The sequence below is a fragment of the Achromobacter mucicolens genome, from assembly GCF_029866465.1.
Lineage (GTDB): Bacteria > Pseudomonadota > Gammaproteobacteria > Burkholderiales > Burkholderiaceae_B > Achromobacter > Achromobacter mucicolens.
Genome location: NZ_CP123364.1, coordinates 5,257,167 through 5,272,753 on the forward strand (window position 1 = coordinate 5,257,167; position 15,587 = coordinate 5,272,753).

10 protein-coding genes and 1 tRNA gene are annotated in these 15,587 nt (G+C 65.7%); all 11 read right to left on the minus strand.

The genetic code is table 11. The features are described from left to right. Positions 1–19 precede the first annotated feature (19 nt). Entirely contained in the window at positions 20–1,933 is a 1,914-nt protein-coding gene (locus QEP15_RS23925; protein WP_280148193.1) for a tetratricopeptide repeat protein, read from the minus strand. Continuing rightward, positions 1,926–2,957: a KpsE/RkpR family capsule polysaccharide export protein gene (locus QEP15_RS23930; RefSeq protein ID WP_175156606.1), complete on the minus strand. Its 1,032-nt coding sequence runs from the start codon at positions 2,955–2,957 to the stop codon at positions 1,926–1,928. Before QEP15_RS23930 ends, QEP15_RS23925 begins: the two co-directional genes overlap by 8 nt. Positions 2,958–3,078: 121 nt before the next feature. Further along, positions 3,079–3,795, minus strand: a complete 717-nt coding sequence (locus tag QEP15_RS23935) for a hypothetical protein (RefSeq protein ID WP_056319973.1) — start codon at positions 3,793–3,795, stop codon at positions 3,079–3,081. A 9-nt stretch (positions 3,796–3,804) separates the two neighbouring features. Continuing rightward, on the minus strand, positions 3,805–5,142 hold the full coding sequence (locus QEP15_RS23940) for an ABC transporter permease (RefSeq protein WP_152382852.1): 1,338 nt from the start codon (positions 5,140–5,142) through the stop codon (positions 3,805–3,807). 17 nt (positions 5,143–5,159) lie between these two features. Then, positions 5,160–6,317 (minus strand): polysaccharide biosynthesis/export family protein, encoded by a 1,158-nt coding sequence (locus QEP15_RS23945; RefSeq protein ID WP_152382853.1) that lies wholly within the window; start codon positions 6,315–6,317, stop codon positions 5,160–5,162. Positions 6,318–6,360: 43 nt separating this feature from the next. Then, positions 6,361–8,418, minus strand: coding sequence for a glycosyltransferase (locus QEP15_RS23950; RefSeq protein WP_152382854.1), 2,058 nt, complete (start codon positions 8,416–8,418; stop codon positions 6,361–6,363). Continuing rightward, the gene (locus QEP15_RS23955; protein WP_175156506.1) at positions 8,415–10,895 is read right to left on the minus strand and encodes a hypothetical protein; all 2,481 of its coding nucleotides are present in this window, start codon (positions 10,893–10,895) and stop codon (positions 8,415–8,417) included. Before QEP15_RS23955 ends, QEP15_RS23950 begins: the two co-directional genes overlap by 4 nt. Positions 10,896–10,933: 38 nt before the next feature. Further along, a complete protein-coding gene (locus tag QEP15_RS23960; RefSeq protein ID WP_128829408.1) occupies positions 10,934–12,193 on the minus strand; it encodes a nucleotide sugar dehydrogenase in 1,260 nt (419 codons plus the stop codon). Between the two features lie 760 nt (positions 12,194–12,953). Further along, a tRNA-Pro gene (locus tag QEP15_RS23965) sits at positions 12,954–13,030 on the minus strand. A gap of 112 nt (positions 13,031–13,142) precedes the next feature. Further along, positions 13,143–14,108 carry an octaprenyl diphosphate synthase gene (ispB, locus tag QEP15_RS23970; RefSeq protein WP_056319988.1) on the minus strand — a complete coding sequence of 322 codons (966 nt, stop codon included), beginning with the start codon at positions 14,106–14,108 and terminating at the stop codon, positions 13,143–13,145. 193 nt (positions 14,109–14,301) lie between these two features. Next, positions 14,302–15,471: a fumarylacetoacetate hydrolase family protein gene (locus QEP15_RS23975; RefSeq protein ID WP_280148194.1), complete on the minus strand. Its 1,170-nt coding sequence runs from the start codon at positions 15,469–15,471 to the stop codon at positions 14,302–14,304. Positions 15,472–15,587 lie beyond the last annotated feature (116 nt).

A 15,587-nucleotide genomic window follows, 5' to 3' on the forward strand; every position in this document is an offset into this window, starting at 1 on the left:
ACAAATCGCTCCCTGTGGATCACGCGGACGGATCCGCGGCCGTCACGTGACGCCAGATGCCGCCGCTCAGCCGCAGGTTTTCCGGCGGGCCGGCAAGGTGCTCGCGCAGCCGCTCGAAGTACGCCTTCTGCCAGCGCTGCGCGTAGGCGTCGGCCTCCTCGCCCGGATTGGCGGCCGGCAGCATTTCCAGCGTGTAGGCCACCTGACCGTTCTCCCAGCGCGGCGCGTAGAACACGGACGGCACGCCCATCCGGTGCGCCAGATGCGCCGCAAAGCCGGAATAGGTGACGTCCTGGCCTTCGAACGTCGTGCGCGGCGCGGCGGGATTGGCCGCGCCGTCGATCGCCAGGCACAGCACGAATCCCGAGTGGATCGCGCGCATGCAGGCCTTGGCGACCTGCGCTTCGGTCTGGTCGGCCGTCGAGATCAGCGCCTCGGCGTAGCTGCTGCGGGCGATGCTGGGCGCCGACGCCAGCCAGCGCGACGGGATGCCGACCAGTTCCAGGGCCATCAAGCCTGCATACATCGGCCCGACGTGGGCAGTGGCGACCACGACACCGCGGCCGGCGGCAAGCAGCGGCGCAAAGAAGCGCTCGCCGGTGTCCAGCTCACCCAGCATGGCCATCGCCTCTTCGACGCGTTCCTCGCGGCATTCGAGCCAATCGAACAGCAGATGGTCGATCATGTGTCCCCAGCGCGCGCGGCGTTCCCACGTGGCGCGGTCGATGCTGGTGTCGCCGCGCATCGACCAGGCCCAGTCCAATCGCGCCTGCGGAATGGGTGCGGTGTCCAGCTGCGCTTCCATGCGCGCCAAGGCTTCCTGGAAGGTCTCCGGCAGCCGCGCGCCGCGCTTGGCCACGTATTGCTCGAACAGCGCCTCGGCCTCGTCCTTGCGCCCGGCCTGCGACAGCGCGCCAATGGCGGACCGCTGCCACAGCAGGTTGTCCGGCGACTTTTTCAGCAGGAACATCATCTGCTCGGCCGCCGCGTCGTACTGCAAGGTGTAGCGCAGCGCCCGGGCATACAGGCCCCGCGTCTGTTCAAGATCGGGCGCCAGTTCGATGGCGCGCGCCAATGGCGCCACGGAATCCTTGTAGCGTCCGGCGCGCAGCAGCGTTTCGCCATGCAGCGTCAGCAGCCGCACGTCGTCGGGCGCGGCCTTCAGGCCTGCTTCAAAGTGCGCCGGCGCATGCGTCTTGCGATCTTCCTCGGTGCCGCGCCGCAGATGCGCCAGCCCCAGCGACGATCGCAGCGCCGCGCAGTCGTGGCCCGCGCGCAAGGCGGCGTCGCCAAGACGAATGGCCGCGGCGTTGCGGCGGTCCGCGAGCAGCGCGCGAACCGCCATCGTGGCCACGCGCGCATTGGGCAGGTTGTCCGGGTCCAGCGCTGCCGCGATGCCTGCTGCCTCGGCCACGTCGCCGTTGCGCACGAAGGCCATCAGCCACGAATACGCATCTTCCGGCGCGCTCTGGGCAAGCGCAAGGGTCGTGCGGGCGACTTCCGCCGCCTCGGGCACGCGCCCCGCCTGCACGCGCAGCTGGATGCGCGCGGCATGCAGCGACGCATTGCCGGGTTCGATGCCGGCGGCGGCGTCCGCCTGCGCAATGGCCTTGTCCCATTGCTCCAGGCGGGCGAGCAGACTGGCGAGCAGGCGCCTGTCGTCGGCCCGGTCGGGATACACGGCAGTCAGCGTCTCCAGCGCCGCGACGGCGGGGGCCAGCTTGCCCTCCTTCACGTACGGCGACACCAGAAGGCGCCGGACCTCGCGCCAGCCATCCTTCGCCGGCCGCAGCGCCGGCTCCAGCGCGGTCATGTCGCGCGCCGGGTCAGCCGAGGCGCGGATCTGTCCGATGACATCACGCAGGCGCGCCGTGGCGTCCTTGGGTTCGGCGCCGACTTGCGGCGGGCAGCTTCCAACGACCGTATCAACCATGACGCAGCCCCCTCAACAAAGCCATCGCGACGCGGGCGATGAACATGAGCACAAATCCCAGCGCCAGGGCCTGCAACAGCAGAATGCCGGTGCGCGGGCTGCTGGGGCGGTCGGTCGGAACCGGCTGCGCGATGATGGACAGATACCGCTGCAGGCGCAGCGCGTCCGTCATCGCCTGCTGGTACGACTGCTGCGCCAGCGTCAGGTTGGAATCCGCAAACACCTGGGCATTACGCAGCGCCTCGTATTCCTTCAGTTGCTTGGCTTCCGTATTGCCGTCGCCGCTCAGGCGCTGGCGCACGGACGCAAGCCGCTTTTTCAGCGCCGCCACCTGCATCTGCGCAGGCTTGAGCATGAAATGGTCCTTGTTATCCAGCGCCCGGATCTTGTCCAGGTTGATCTGCGCGGTGCTCAGCTCGCCTTCCAGCTGGCTGGACAGATTGAGCAGCATCGACACCGTTGCGCTGGGATCGATGTTGCCGTGCTTGGTGCGCCAGGTCGTCAGCGCATCGCGCGCCGCCAACGCCTTTTCCTCGGCCAGCTTGACCGACTCCTCGCTCACCTTCAGCTTGTCGGCCACCCCCTTCTCGTTCATCGAGCTGACGAATTCCTCGGCCAGGCCGATCAGCGCCTTGGACAGCGTGGCCGCGTCTTCCGACGAGAACGCGCTGACGCGCAGCACATCGATCTGCTCCAGCGCGTTGAACGAGACGTGCACCGAGGCCTGATAGGCGCGGTACAGATCGTCCTCGCTGGCGTCCTCGGCCAGGCGGTTCAGCGGATCCAGTCCGTCGTTCATCAGGTAACGCCGCAGGCCGACCTTGCGGTCAAGCTGCTGCATGCTGTCGCGCGATTTCAGGAAGTCCGCGACGGCCCATCCGTCCACGAAGCCGCCCAGCATGCCGCCGGAGTTGCCCGTGGTCAGCAGGCTGGCCGCCGCGCCCCCGCCGCCCTGCTGGTTGGACGCCGACTGCACGAAAAAGCGCGACTCGGCCTCGTAGCGCGGCGTGGCGACGAAGGACAGGTAGATCAGCGCCAGCACCACCGGCACCAGGACGATCAGCGCGTTGACCCAGCGATGGCGCCGGCGGTCGCGCAGCGCCGACTGCCGCTCGCGGCGGCGGCGTTCGATTTCGGATCCGCCCTCAGAAGCCGAGCTGGCCTTCGTCGAAGCCGCCTCCGAGGACGTCGTCGCCTGTGCCGGAGTCGCTCCGAGATCGTCGCGGGGGATACCTGCGGAGGCACTGGTCGAGGTCGTCGTCGATGCTGAGCGCGCTTCGTTCATAGATCAAGCCTTTGAAGCAATAATCCGCCAACTGATTCTGGCGATAACTGGAAAAAATGAGTGTCCGGCCCACCAGCCGCTCTTCGAACAGAGCCAGCCAGAGCCGGGTGAAACGGCAAGGCTCGAAGGGAATGCTTCCTTCGATCACGTAGACATCGAACGCCGGCGCCAGCGCCAGCGCGAACGAGAACTCCTGCCGCACGTAGAGCGGCCAATGCTCCATGGGCTTGGCCAGCATCTTGGGATCGCTGATCAGGTCCGCGACCAGTTCGTACGTCGCGTCGGGATCGATCTCGTACATCTCGCTGACGAAATCGATCATGGCAAGGCCGCTGGCCTTGCCGCGGATGAAGCCCTGGCGGCCAATCGCCCAGGAGACGTTGCCGTCGTGCTTGACGAAACCCTGCCGCGGCGGCCGCAGGCAGCACAGCACGTCCACCAGCTGGCGGTGCATTTCCGGCGCGGGCGACAGCAAGGCATACCGCCCGGCCGGAATGTCGAGCGTGGCGTTGGCCAGCAGCGGCAGCCTGCTGCCGAAGGCATAGGGTTCGTCGGTTACGCCATTGAGATGGATCATTGGTCACCCTCACATCGGCTGGACATTGGGACGGGCAAGGCGCTCGGCCACCAGGGCGATCACCATCATGAACACCAGCGAGGTCAGGAAATAACCCAGGCTGGCGTCGTGCGACTCGTACGCCTGGAAGTAGGCCGAGCGCAGCAACTGCATGCCGTGCGCCAGTGGCGACCACAGCAACCACGGCCGCAATTGCTCCGGAAACTGCTCCGACACGAAAAACACGGCCGCGAAGATCTGGAGAAAGCGCTCGATGATCGGCGCCAGCCGCAGGAAAAAATGCCAGAACGTCGCGATCGATCCGAACAGCACGCCCATCGCCGCGCCCGCCACGCCCATCAGCACGACAAACAGGATGAAGCCGGCCCAGCTCTTGGGCAGCGTGATGAGCCCGATCGCATGGCCCGCGGTGATCAGCACCCCGAACACCACGAGATACACCGATACATAGATCATGGCCTGCACCAGCGCGCACATCAGCGGGGTGACGCCCTGGAAGTTCAACAGGCCACGCGCCGAGACATAGGCCGTGCTGCTCCGAAACGCGATCTGGCGGAACATGATCCAGGTCGTGGCGCCCAGCAGCGAGAACGTCTGCACGTCCATGCCCAGGATGTAGTGCGTGCCCATCAGGATGTACAGCGACGAAATCAGCGTCAGCAGCACCACGGGGCCCACCAGCGCCCACACCAGCGCAATGCGGCTCTCGCCGTGCATCACGCGCAGCTGATAGATGAACATCGCCATCAGCGTGCGGCCGATCGGCCGATGGCCGGCCGTATCGTCCGAATGCCCTTCATGCAGGGTGCGCAGCCGGTCGCGCAGGATGGCCAGGTCGCCCGCCTCGCTTTGCGGAACCTCGATCTCCAGCGCGATGTCGTTGCGCGACGCATGGCGCCGCGCTTCGCGTGCTTCGTCCTGCTTGCGCCGCTCCACGCGCCGCGCATGCGCGGCGGCCAGCCGTTCGTCCTCGGCGATCAGCTTGGCCGGCATGTAGCCCAGCGCGAAGACGTCCACGCCCGCGCGGATGTCCTGCTCCAGAAGGCGCACGATGATGCGCAGGCGCCGCCGCGAAAAATCGGCCAGGGACTCGTCGACCGCGCTGCGCGCGATCTCGGCATCCAGCTCCGCCTGCACGGCCTCGTACACCGCCCGCCGCGCCGCCACGGAGTCGTGCGGCTCGCCCTGCAGGCGGGCCAATAGCGGCTTGAACAGCACGGCCGGCGGGGCCTTGGCCTCGAACAGCGCGGCCGGGTCCAGCCGCCAGTTGGCGACGCCAGACCCTACCGTGTAGTTGCTTTCCTTGCGGCGCGAGCGCCAGCCCTTGATCCGATCCTCGTTACTCATGGACGCTCATGGACGCGCTATTGGGCTACGCCGGTCGAACCGCCGCCCGAATCGCTGTCGATGGCTCGCGTGGCGCTGAAGCCGGCGCTCATCGTGACGCGGAAGGCCGACAACACCTTCTGCACCTGCGTGAACGGCGCGTCCGAGATATAGATCGCCTGTCCTTCATGCACCGTGAACTCGCGCGCCAGCGCCACCTGCTCCGGCCGCGTAAGGTCGAACTGGTACACGACGGGCAGCAGGTCCGGCTTGCCTTCGGCCCCCGCCCTCGCGGGCGTGAACAGGAACACCGACCGCGGGTCGGCCAGCTTGTCGTCCAGGCCGCGCGAATCGGCCAGCGCGTCCAGCACGCTGTAGTTGCGCTTGCTGATCTCGACCCGGCCCTGCTGGCCGGCCGCGCCCAGCACGGTCAGGAATTCCTTGGCATCGTAGGCGGTGATGACATCGCCCGAGCGCAGAAGAATGTCGTTGTTCTGATTGCGGTAGATGTCCGCCAGCCGCACCGAGGCGACCTGATTGTCGCGGCGCAGGCTGATGATGAGCTGCTCGGGATTGGTCTGCACCGGCGCGGCCTGCGCCAGCGCGCTGCTCAGGCGCTGGGCGGTCTGCGTGATGGGGTACATGCCGGGCTTGGTCAGGTTGCCCTGCACCGTCACCATCTGGCCGCGGGCGTCGGCCGCGCGCGTGACGCTGACGTCCGCGCCGACCACGAGCTTGCTCAGGCGCGCCACGATGGCGTCATGCAATTGGCCAAGCGTCATGCCCTCGGCGCGGAACTTGCCGATGATCGGGAACGAGACATGGCCCGAACGATCGATCTCCTGGTTGCCCAGGTCGCTGATGCCGGAGGGGTCCGTGGCAAACACGCCCAGCCCGCCGCGCTCCCAGACGCGCACGTTGATGCCGTCGCCCGGCACCAGCTTGTCGAATCCGGCTTGCGTCAGATCGCGGTAGCGCACAGGGAAATCGGCCACGTCGGGCACCCTGCTCTTTTGCGCCAGTTCACGCGACACGGGCATCACGATGACGTCCTTGTCATCGTGAGCGCCGGTCATTTCGCTGAGCATCGGGCCGGACCGTGGGAGCTGGCAACCCGAGAGTGTCAGCGCTGCCAGAAGCAGCAGGGCAAGGGTCGCGTGTCGCCGCGATCCCAGGGCCGGGACGTTCATTTGCATAAGATCCTTCAGCGTCAACAACTTGAAAAAGAACAACTGCCGATTACGCCAGCATGCGGCGCTGGGGCGCCACGTCGATGCGCTCGTCGTTCTGGGACTCGGTCATGGCGGGCATGCAGATGCTCATGAACTTGGTCAGCATCGCATCCAGCGAGAACAGCTTCTGCGCCCGCTGGCGGCTGTGTGCCCGCAGGTCCGCATTGCTGCGCACCTGATCCACCATGTTCAAGACCTTCTTGTACGCCTCGTGCATGTCGGGGTGATCGACGTCGCTGAGCAGGTGGCCCGTTTCGTCCTCGACGAAACACTCCTCTGCCCCGCCCGCCGGCGTGGAAATCACCGGCACGCCCAGCAGCTGCGCCTCGATCAGGACGTTGGGCAAGCCTTCATAGCGCGACAGCAGCACGCTGGCGTCCATCTTCGAATACCAGAACCCCACGTGGTTCGACAGGCCCACCAGCAGCAACCGGTCCAGGACATCGTGTTCCTGCGCAAGCGCTTCGATGTTCTCGCGCAGGCGCCCGTCGCCCACCAGGAAAAAGCGCGCCTGCGGCCGCTCCTTCAGGTAAAGCGCCGCCAGCTTGATGAAGAGCTGCGGACGCTTGTCGGGTTCCAGGCGGAACACGCCGCCAATCGTTTCCGTGGCGTCCTGGGTGCGGGCCTCGAAGGCTTCCCACTTTTCCTTGTCGGCGTCCGACGCATCGGTCGCCAGGTCGGGCACGCCGTTGTACAGGATGTGAAAGCGCTCCAGCGGCAGGTCCAGCCATTCGGCATAGGCTTCCGCGGCCTTGCGGCTGTTGCTGACGAACACCACGCCGGGCACCTGCGCCAGCGCCTGGTACAGCTCGGGATACTCTTCGCGGAACCGGTCCTTGCGGATGTTCGGCGGCAGGCCCCGAAACACCAGGTGGATGGTCGGCGTGCCGGCCAGAAGCGCGGCCAGGGCGCCGAACAGGCACGTGCCGTCCTGCCACAGGCTCACCACGTCGAACCGGTTCGCGCGCAGCACCGGCGCCAGCCGCGTCACGCCGTAGTGCACGGGCGGCGGCAGCTGCTCCAGCAGGCGGCCCAGGCTGCCTTCGGGCAGGGCCTGGTGCGCCACCGAGATTGCCGGCAGGCGGTTGATCTCCGTGACGGGAATCTGCGCCTTGATGAGCACCGGCAGGAAGAAATCATCCTGCTTCTTTGAAACGCCGGACGGTTCGGTGTGCTGCTTGACCAGCACCTCGACCTTCTTGGGGCGCATGAGGATGTCGGGCGGCTGCTGTTCCGGCGAAGCGGCCAGACGGGTCAGTTCGCCGGCCAGACGGGTCAGCTGGCGCTCGGCCCCGCCCGGTCCCAGGCTGCCGGTGACCAGCGCCACGGACACGGCCTTTTCCGGCGTGTTCTCGGCAAGCTTGCGATGGCGGAAATGCAGGATCGCGTGCTTCATCGAAATGATGCGCACGTCCTTGCCGGCCAAGGCCTCTTCGGATTCGAAACGCTGATAGAACGCGTAGTCGCTGGCCAGCCCTTCGGCCAGCTCGGCCGCCTTGCTGCCTGGGGTCAGGTGCTTGGCCACCGGCGCGATCGCCTCCCAGGCGTCCGCCAGGAGCCCGCGCTTGCGCAGGCGCTTGGCGAACTCCACGCGCATGTTGCGGTCCGTGTGCTGCGAGATCAGGCTGCGGAACAGCGCGTCGGACTGCTCGTGCGCGCGGATGTCGCTCAGCAGCTTGGCCCGCGCGAACAGGCGGTCCGGATTCGTCGTGGACGCGGGCAGGTGGCGGTCGACCAGCGCCATGGCGTCATCCAGGTGCCGCTCCTTCACCAGCCGCGTCGCGCAATAGCGCACGATCTGCAGGTCGTCCGGGCATTCCTCGAGCAGCGTCGTCCACTGCTCGGCCATGCCTTCGTTCAGGCCCGCCGATTCCTGCAGGCGAAGCAGCAGGAACCGGACCTTCGAGTCTTGCATGTGGCCGCGGGCAAGCGCCTTGGCCCGCGCCAGGTTTTCCTGAGCGACCTGAACCCGCACCGATGCCGCAACGATTTCCTCCAACTGCGCCTGAACTTGCTGAAGTTCGGACTTGGCGTCCGCTCGCTCGGTAATCAGTGGCGGATTCATGCTGCCTTTCTCCGGTTGATCTTTTCGATCCACGCGAGGCAGCGCTCGATGTAACTGTCGTATTGCGCCGGGTTCTCGGAACGCTCCTGCAGCGTCTTCCAGTACGGCAGGGCCTGTTCGAACCGGTGCAGACGCATCGCGCCCACTGCGGCCAGACGCAGGCCGATGGGATCGTCAGGCACGAGCGAGACGATACGTTCGCCCAGCGCCAGGCGTTCGGTCGTGCTGGACGAATCCAGGGCGCGCGCCTCGGCGTACAGATAGGCCAGGATGCGGCGCTTCTCGTGATCGACCTCCGGCATGCCGGGCCACGACTGGGCCACGCGATCCAGCAGCTTCCACGCGCCCTGATGATCGCCATTCGACAGGAGCTCGCGGGCGCCGCGGATGGCGCGCGGTCCCAACCGGCCCAACTGGCGCTCGGCTTCGTCCTTGGCGCTCTGGTCGGCGCCCGGATGGGCAAGCACGTCCTTGTAGGCGTCGATGGCTTCACCGAACCAGCCGCCATTGAAGGCCACGCGGGCAAAGTGCAGCTTCGTGCTGAACGGGGCGGACTCGCCGGCGGCGGCCACTTCCAGATGGCGCATGGCCGTCTTCTTGTCGCCCAGCGCGTCGGCGGCGCGGCCACGCATGGCGTGCAGCTCGGGGAAGTCCACGTTCGTGTCGATGGCCAGGTTGGTCAGGTCGATCACTTCCTTGTGGTTGCCCGCCACCAGCGCGGCCCGCGCGCCGAGGCGCATGGCGCGTTCGAATGCACGCTGCGCCCGTGCGCCGGTCAGCGCGTCGGGGTTGAGCAGACGGTGCGCGCAGATGCGTTCGGCCGCATCGCGCAGGCGTCCTTCCTCCAGCGCGCGGTTGCCTTCTTCGGCCCACGTCGCCGATTGCGCCTGCAGCCAGCCGCTGATGTCTTCCTGCTCGCTCTTGGCCAGGTTGCACGAGGCCGCCAGCGTCGCCGCGGCCACGATGCAACCGCGCCACGAGGCTTCCTTGACCAATTCCAGCGCGTCGCCCTCTTCCAGCTTGGGCTGCTCGCCCGCCAGATCGCGCAGCGCGTCGCGGTCGCCGGCCAGCAGGCGGTCGCGCCACAGGACCGCGAAGCCGCGACCGTAGCTGGGATTGGCCGCGCGGACTTCCTGGACCCAGCGAATCGCCGCTTCCATGTCGCCGCCCGTCTGCAACAGCGACAGCACGGTGTCGGCCGCTTCCAGCGACATGGCGTCGCCCGGCGCGCTGATGCGGAACAGCTGCTTCCAGTTGCCCAGGCTTTCGTCGACATAGCCCAGGTGGCCGGCGGACACCGCCGCGATGCGGACGATTTCCGGCGTTTCGATTTCGTCGCCCAGCAGGCCGGCTGCCAGCGAGTACGCCACGTCGTAGCGGCCCAGCTTGAACTGGTTACGCATCAGGATCTGCTCGGCCTTGCTGCCCGAGGCCAGCGTGCCGTCGGCGCTGGTCAGGAGCGCCAGCGAACCTTCGTAGTCGCCAAGCTCTTCCTGGATGCGCGCAAACAGCACCACGTGATCCGGCAGGCCCGGGTAGCGGCGCAGCACGTCTCGCACACGGCGCGAGGCTTCGCGCAGTTCGCCCGAGTCCCACAGCTTCTCGATGCGCTCGACGCTTTCCTCGGCGCCCAGCTTGGGCACGGCGGTCTGCGGGGTCGAGGAGCTCATGCGCGGCCGGATGAAATTCTTGAACCAGTCCGTGTACAGGCGCTCGGCAAAGACCGGCGTGTAGTGGGTCAGGTCCAGCCCGCCGTCTTCCATCGCCTCGGCCTGGCCGATCTTGTTCATGAGCGGCGTCGGGTCGTAGCACGGCACCCCGATACGCTGCGCGGCGGCGGTAATGGCGGCGATCAGCTGCTGGCGCTGTTCGATCGGCACGTTGTCGGGCGTGAGCGCATTCACGTGGGTGACGAACACGATCTTGTCGCGGCCCAGCAGCTCGACGAGCTGGCGCATCTCCTGCTCGATCTCCTCGTCCGTCTGGTCACGCTTGACGATGCGGGCGAGCAGGTCGCGGTCTTCCGCGCTCAGGCTCTTGAAGACCGGGTCCTGATCGAGCTGCGCGCGGCGTTCGGCCAGGCGGTCGGTGGCGGCCATGGACCAGAAGGCGCGGGTGCGCGTGCGGTCGGCGAAGAACTCGCTGAAATAGCGGCCCAGGTAATTGGACTGGATGGGATGGCCGTCAATGGTCAGCAGCTTGCGCGAGGACAGCTCGACCATGTACAGGTCGGCCGGCTTGTGTGTGCCGCGGCGGGCCTGCTCGCCATTGGACGGACGGAAGATCAGGCGCTGCACGTCGGCGGGGATGTCGCTTTGGCCGAACATGAAACGGGCCTGCTGGAGCGCTTCGGCGGCCGTGTGCACGAAACCGTAGTTGCGGCCGAGTTGAAGCTTGACCGGGTAGCGGCCCACGGCATCGCGCAGCGGCGTATGGATGCGGCAGGTTCCGATCGGAGCGATAGTGAAAGCAGTCATTCAGGGTCTCTCCTGTAGGTATGGATTACGCGCCTGAACTACAGAGTCCAGTACAAGAGGTCGGCCGGCAGCCGTTTGGGGTCCAGGACGGACTTCAAGTCGCACACCATGCCGCCGTTCTTGACGAGCTGCGGCAGGTCTTCCCAGATGGTTTCCATGGTTTCGCGGTGCGGCACCGCCAGGATCAGCACGTCCATGTCGCGGAACTGGTCGCGGCCGACAAGCTTGATGCCGTATTCGTGGTCCATCTGCTCCGGATCGACCATGGGATCGCACGCCACCGGCGTGATGCCGTACTGGCCAAGCGCGTTGTAAAGATCGACGACCTTCGAGTTGCGGATGTCGGGCACGTTTTCCTTGAAGGTCATGCCCAGGATGCCGACGCGGGTGGAGGCGTTCAGGCGGCCGTTGCGCGCCAGCTGCTGCACCAGCCGCGAGGCCACATGTGCGGCCATGCCGTCGTTGATGCGGCGGCCGGACAGGATGACTTCGGGGTGGTAGCCCAGTTCCTGGGCCTTGGACGTCAGGTAGTAGGGGTCCACGCCGATGCAGTGACCGCCCACCAGGCCGGGGGTGAACTTCAGGAAGTTCCACTTGGTGCCGGCCGCGGCCAGGACTTCCGACGTACGGATGCCGACCAGGCCGCAGATCTTGGACATCTCGTTCATGAGCGCGATGTTGATGTCGCGCTGCGTGTTCTCCAGCACCTTGGCCGCTTCGGCCACCTTGATGGAGGATGCGCGGTGCACGCCGGCATCGATGATCTGCTCGTACACGCCGGCAATGACTTCCAGCGATTGCTCGTCCTGGCCGGAAACGATCTTCACGATCTTCTCAAGCGGATGCTCGCGGTCGCCCGGGTTGATGCGCTCGGGGCTGTAGCCCAGCTTGAAGTCGACGCCGCAGCGCAGGCCAGACGCCTTTTCCAGCTCGGGACCGCAGATTTCCTCGGTGGCGCCGGGGTGGACGGTCGATTCGAAGACCACGATGCAGCCCGGACGAAGCACGGGGCCGAGCGATTGGCACGCACGGACCAGCAGGGAAAAGTCGGGGTTGTTCTTTTCGTCGACGGGCGTCGGGACGGCGACCACGAAAAAGTCGCAGCCTTCCAGTTCGGACAACTGGTCCGTGAACTGCATGGGGGAAGCAAGCAATACGTCGCGTTCGATCTCGCCGGTCCAGTCATCACCCTCTTTCAGCCGTGCGATTCTTCGCTTGTCCACGTCAAAACCGATGACATCAAAGCGCCTGGAAAATGCCACTGCCACGGGCAGGCCGACATATCCAAGGCCACACACTGCGATTCTCTTTACCACGGGGGACCTCACTGTTTTCGTCGTGTCGCAGACACTAGAAATCGACGCCCCAGAGCGAGTAAATCGACATAAGGCCGAAATACTGTTGCCGTATAGGGGCGGACGTATCGCTAAAAATGAATTTGGCTCGGTACCCCGTTAACGGACTGGGTAGCGAGCCTGGGCATCGTAGAGGGGTCGAACAGCAAACTTTTTTCTAAATATTTTTATTGCTGCGGAAATAAATCAGGACAACCCGTAATAAACCCGGGAAATCCCTAGAAAAATTACATTCATTACACAAACCGCAACATCGAATTTGCGAGCAATGTAATCAAATATGAAAAGACGTTTTTCTTGGTCCGTTTTAACGAAACTGAAAAATCATTATCCAGATCGGCTGCTTATTAGGTTATTGCGTGAGGCAATATAAAAATACGCACCAAACTGGGGATCAGCATGCACCCTATCAGCACGAGACATGCCTGGGTTTTCATCGCCCGGTAATAAACGGCCATGAAATGGCCAGGCCTTGAATAATTCGGCAGGCGATTCGGAAAGTCTCGCCATACAAGGTGTCTGACACCCAGGCGAAATGACTTCGGGCGAATCGCAGTGGCTCAAGGGTGTCAGACACCGCCCGCTGTGAAATAGTTTTCGCATTTACCCGCGCAAATGCAAAAAAGCCGGCAACGCTTGCGCGATACCGGCTTTCAGCCAAAGGTGTCGGGAAACACCTTCATGAATTCTCGACCACATGAAGTGGTCGGGGCGAGAGGATTCGAACCTCCGACTCCTGCGTCCCGAACGCAGTACTCTACCAGGCTGAGCTACGCCCCGATCTTGACAACTTATTTAGCGATGCTCAGTACCGCCAAACATTACTTCACTTACTGCTACTGCTTACTGCACTTTCCCGGTAACTTCCTGCCGATCTCGCCGCCGTTTTTGGCTAGCGATCTCTATTCACCGCGAAAGCGCAGAATTCTAACAGAGAATTTTGAAAAGGGGAAATGGGGTAGATCGAAAGGGCTTCACGGGCCCGATCGGCCTCGGCCACGGCGGCCAAGCGGGCGTGTTCCAGCGCGTCGGTGGCCTGGATCGCGGCGGCCACGGCAGCGAAGTCGGCGTCGCCCGTCTTGATGGCGTCGCGGATCAACTGCTGCTGCTCAGGCGTGCCCACTTCCATGACGCGGATCAGCGGCAGGGTCGGCTTGCCTTCGCGCAGGTCGTCGCCCACGTTCTTGCCCAGGGCGGCGGCGTCGCCGCTGTAGTCCAGCACGTCGTCGACCAGCTGGAACGCCGTGCCCACATGGCGGCCATAGGCGGCGGCGGCGGCTTCCTGCTCGGGCGTGGCGCCGGCCAGCACGGCGCCCACCTGGGCGGCGGCCTCGAACAGCTTGGCCGTCTTGTAGCGCACCACCTGCAGGTAGCGCTCTTGCGAGACGTCCGGGTCATGCACGTTCAGAAGCTGCAGCACCTCGCCCTCGGCGATCACGGTGGTGGCTTCGGACAGGATGCTCATGATGCGCATCGAGTCGGCCTCGACCATCATTTCGAACGATCGCGAGTACAGGTAGTCGCCCACCAGCACGCTGGCCGCGTTGCCGAACACCGCGTTGGCGGTTTCGCGGCCGCGGCGCAGGTCGGATTCGTCGACGACATCATCGTGCAGCAGCGTGGCAGTGTGGATGAATTCCACCACTGCAGCCAGCAGCTGGTGATGGGTGCCTTCGTAGCCCAACGCGCGCGCCACCATCAGCACCATGGCCGGGCGCATGCGCTTGCCGCCCGCCCCAATGATGTAGTCGCCAATCGTGCGGATCAGAACCACTTCGGAATTCAGCCGCTCGCGGATAACCGCGTCGACGGCTTTCATATCGTCAGCAATGGGGGCAATGAGCGCGGGGAGATTCAAGACGTATCCGACAAGTGTGAAGCGAGCCGCGTAACGGCTCTTACCGCTGGGCCCGCCAGCGGTCGGCGGGGGATTCGACCACGGATTATACGGGGAGTGCGCGGGAAGTCCGGCCGCCCGCGGCCCGGGCCGCGCAGCCCGGCGCCAGGCGCCCCGCGCCGGTCGGATCAGCCGGTCGGATCCCCCGGCCGGATCAGCGCCCGCGCGCCAGCAGGCCGCGCGCCATCAGGTTCGCGTAGAGCGCGCGCACGCCGAACGTCCAGGGCGGGATTTCCGTGGCCAGTTGCACCTCGTTCACGAGCGCGCCCAGACGCTCCGAGGCAATGACCACCCGGTCACCCGCCACATGCGTGAACCCGGTGCCCGGCCCCTTGCGATCCTTGGTGGGCGAGAACATCGTGCCCAGGAACAGCATGAAGCCGTCGGGATACTGATGGTGCGCGCCGTGAGTCTGGCGCACCAGGTCCAGCGGGTCGCGGCTGATCTCGCGCATGTGACTGACGCCGTCCAGCGTGAAACCGTCGGGGCCTTCGATGTGCAGCGAGACATCGGCGCCCCGGACGCTGTCCATCGTGAATCCGTCATCGAACAGCCGGATGAACGGCCCGATGGCGCAGGAGCCGTTGTTGTCCTTGGCCTTGGTCAGGAGCAGCGCGCTGCGGCCTTCGATGTCGCGCAGGTTTACGTCGTTGCCCAGCGTGGCGCCGACCACTTCGCCCCGGCTGTCGACGGCCAGCACGATCTCGGGTTCGGGATTGTTCCACTGCGACTCCGGCAGCACGCCGATCCGCGCGCCAAAGCCCACCGAGGCCATGGGCGGCGTCTTGGAGAAGACTTCGGCGTCGGGGCCGATGCCCACTTCCAGATACTGCGACCACTGGCCGCGCTCGAGCATTTCGGCTTTCAGGCGGATGGCCTCGGGCGATCCCGGGCGCAGCCGGGACAGATCGGAGCCGATCAGCGCCTGCATGCGCACGCGGATTTCCTCGGCGCGGCCGGCGTCGCCGCCCGCCTCTTCCTCGATCAGGCGCTCCAAGAGGCTGATGGCAAACGTGACGCCCGCCGCCTTCACCGGCTGCAGGTCGCAGGGCGCCAGCAGACGCGGCCCTTGCGCGCCTTGCAGCGTGGCATCCATGAGCGCGTGCACGTCACCCAGGGATTCGCCCTTGGCCTGGCGCGCGAGCGACACGCGGTCGGGATGGTCCAGCAGGTCGGACACGGTCGGCGCCGTGGCGGTGATATCGACGACCTTTCCCCCACGCACCACGACCACGCTCGGGCCGCCGACGGGATCGGGCCGCCAGACGCGGCCCACGAGCAAGGCGTCGGCCAGATCGGCGGGCAGCAGGTTGTGGGGGTTCATGGCGTCTCCTCGCGTTGGTGCCCTGCCGGCGGCGGGCTCGTGTTCTGTGCCGGCTGGCCCGGCATGGCGCAGCCAGTCTAGGAGACTTCATTTATCATGTCCAACATCTTGCATAT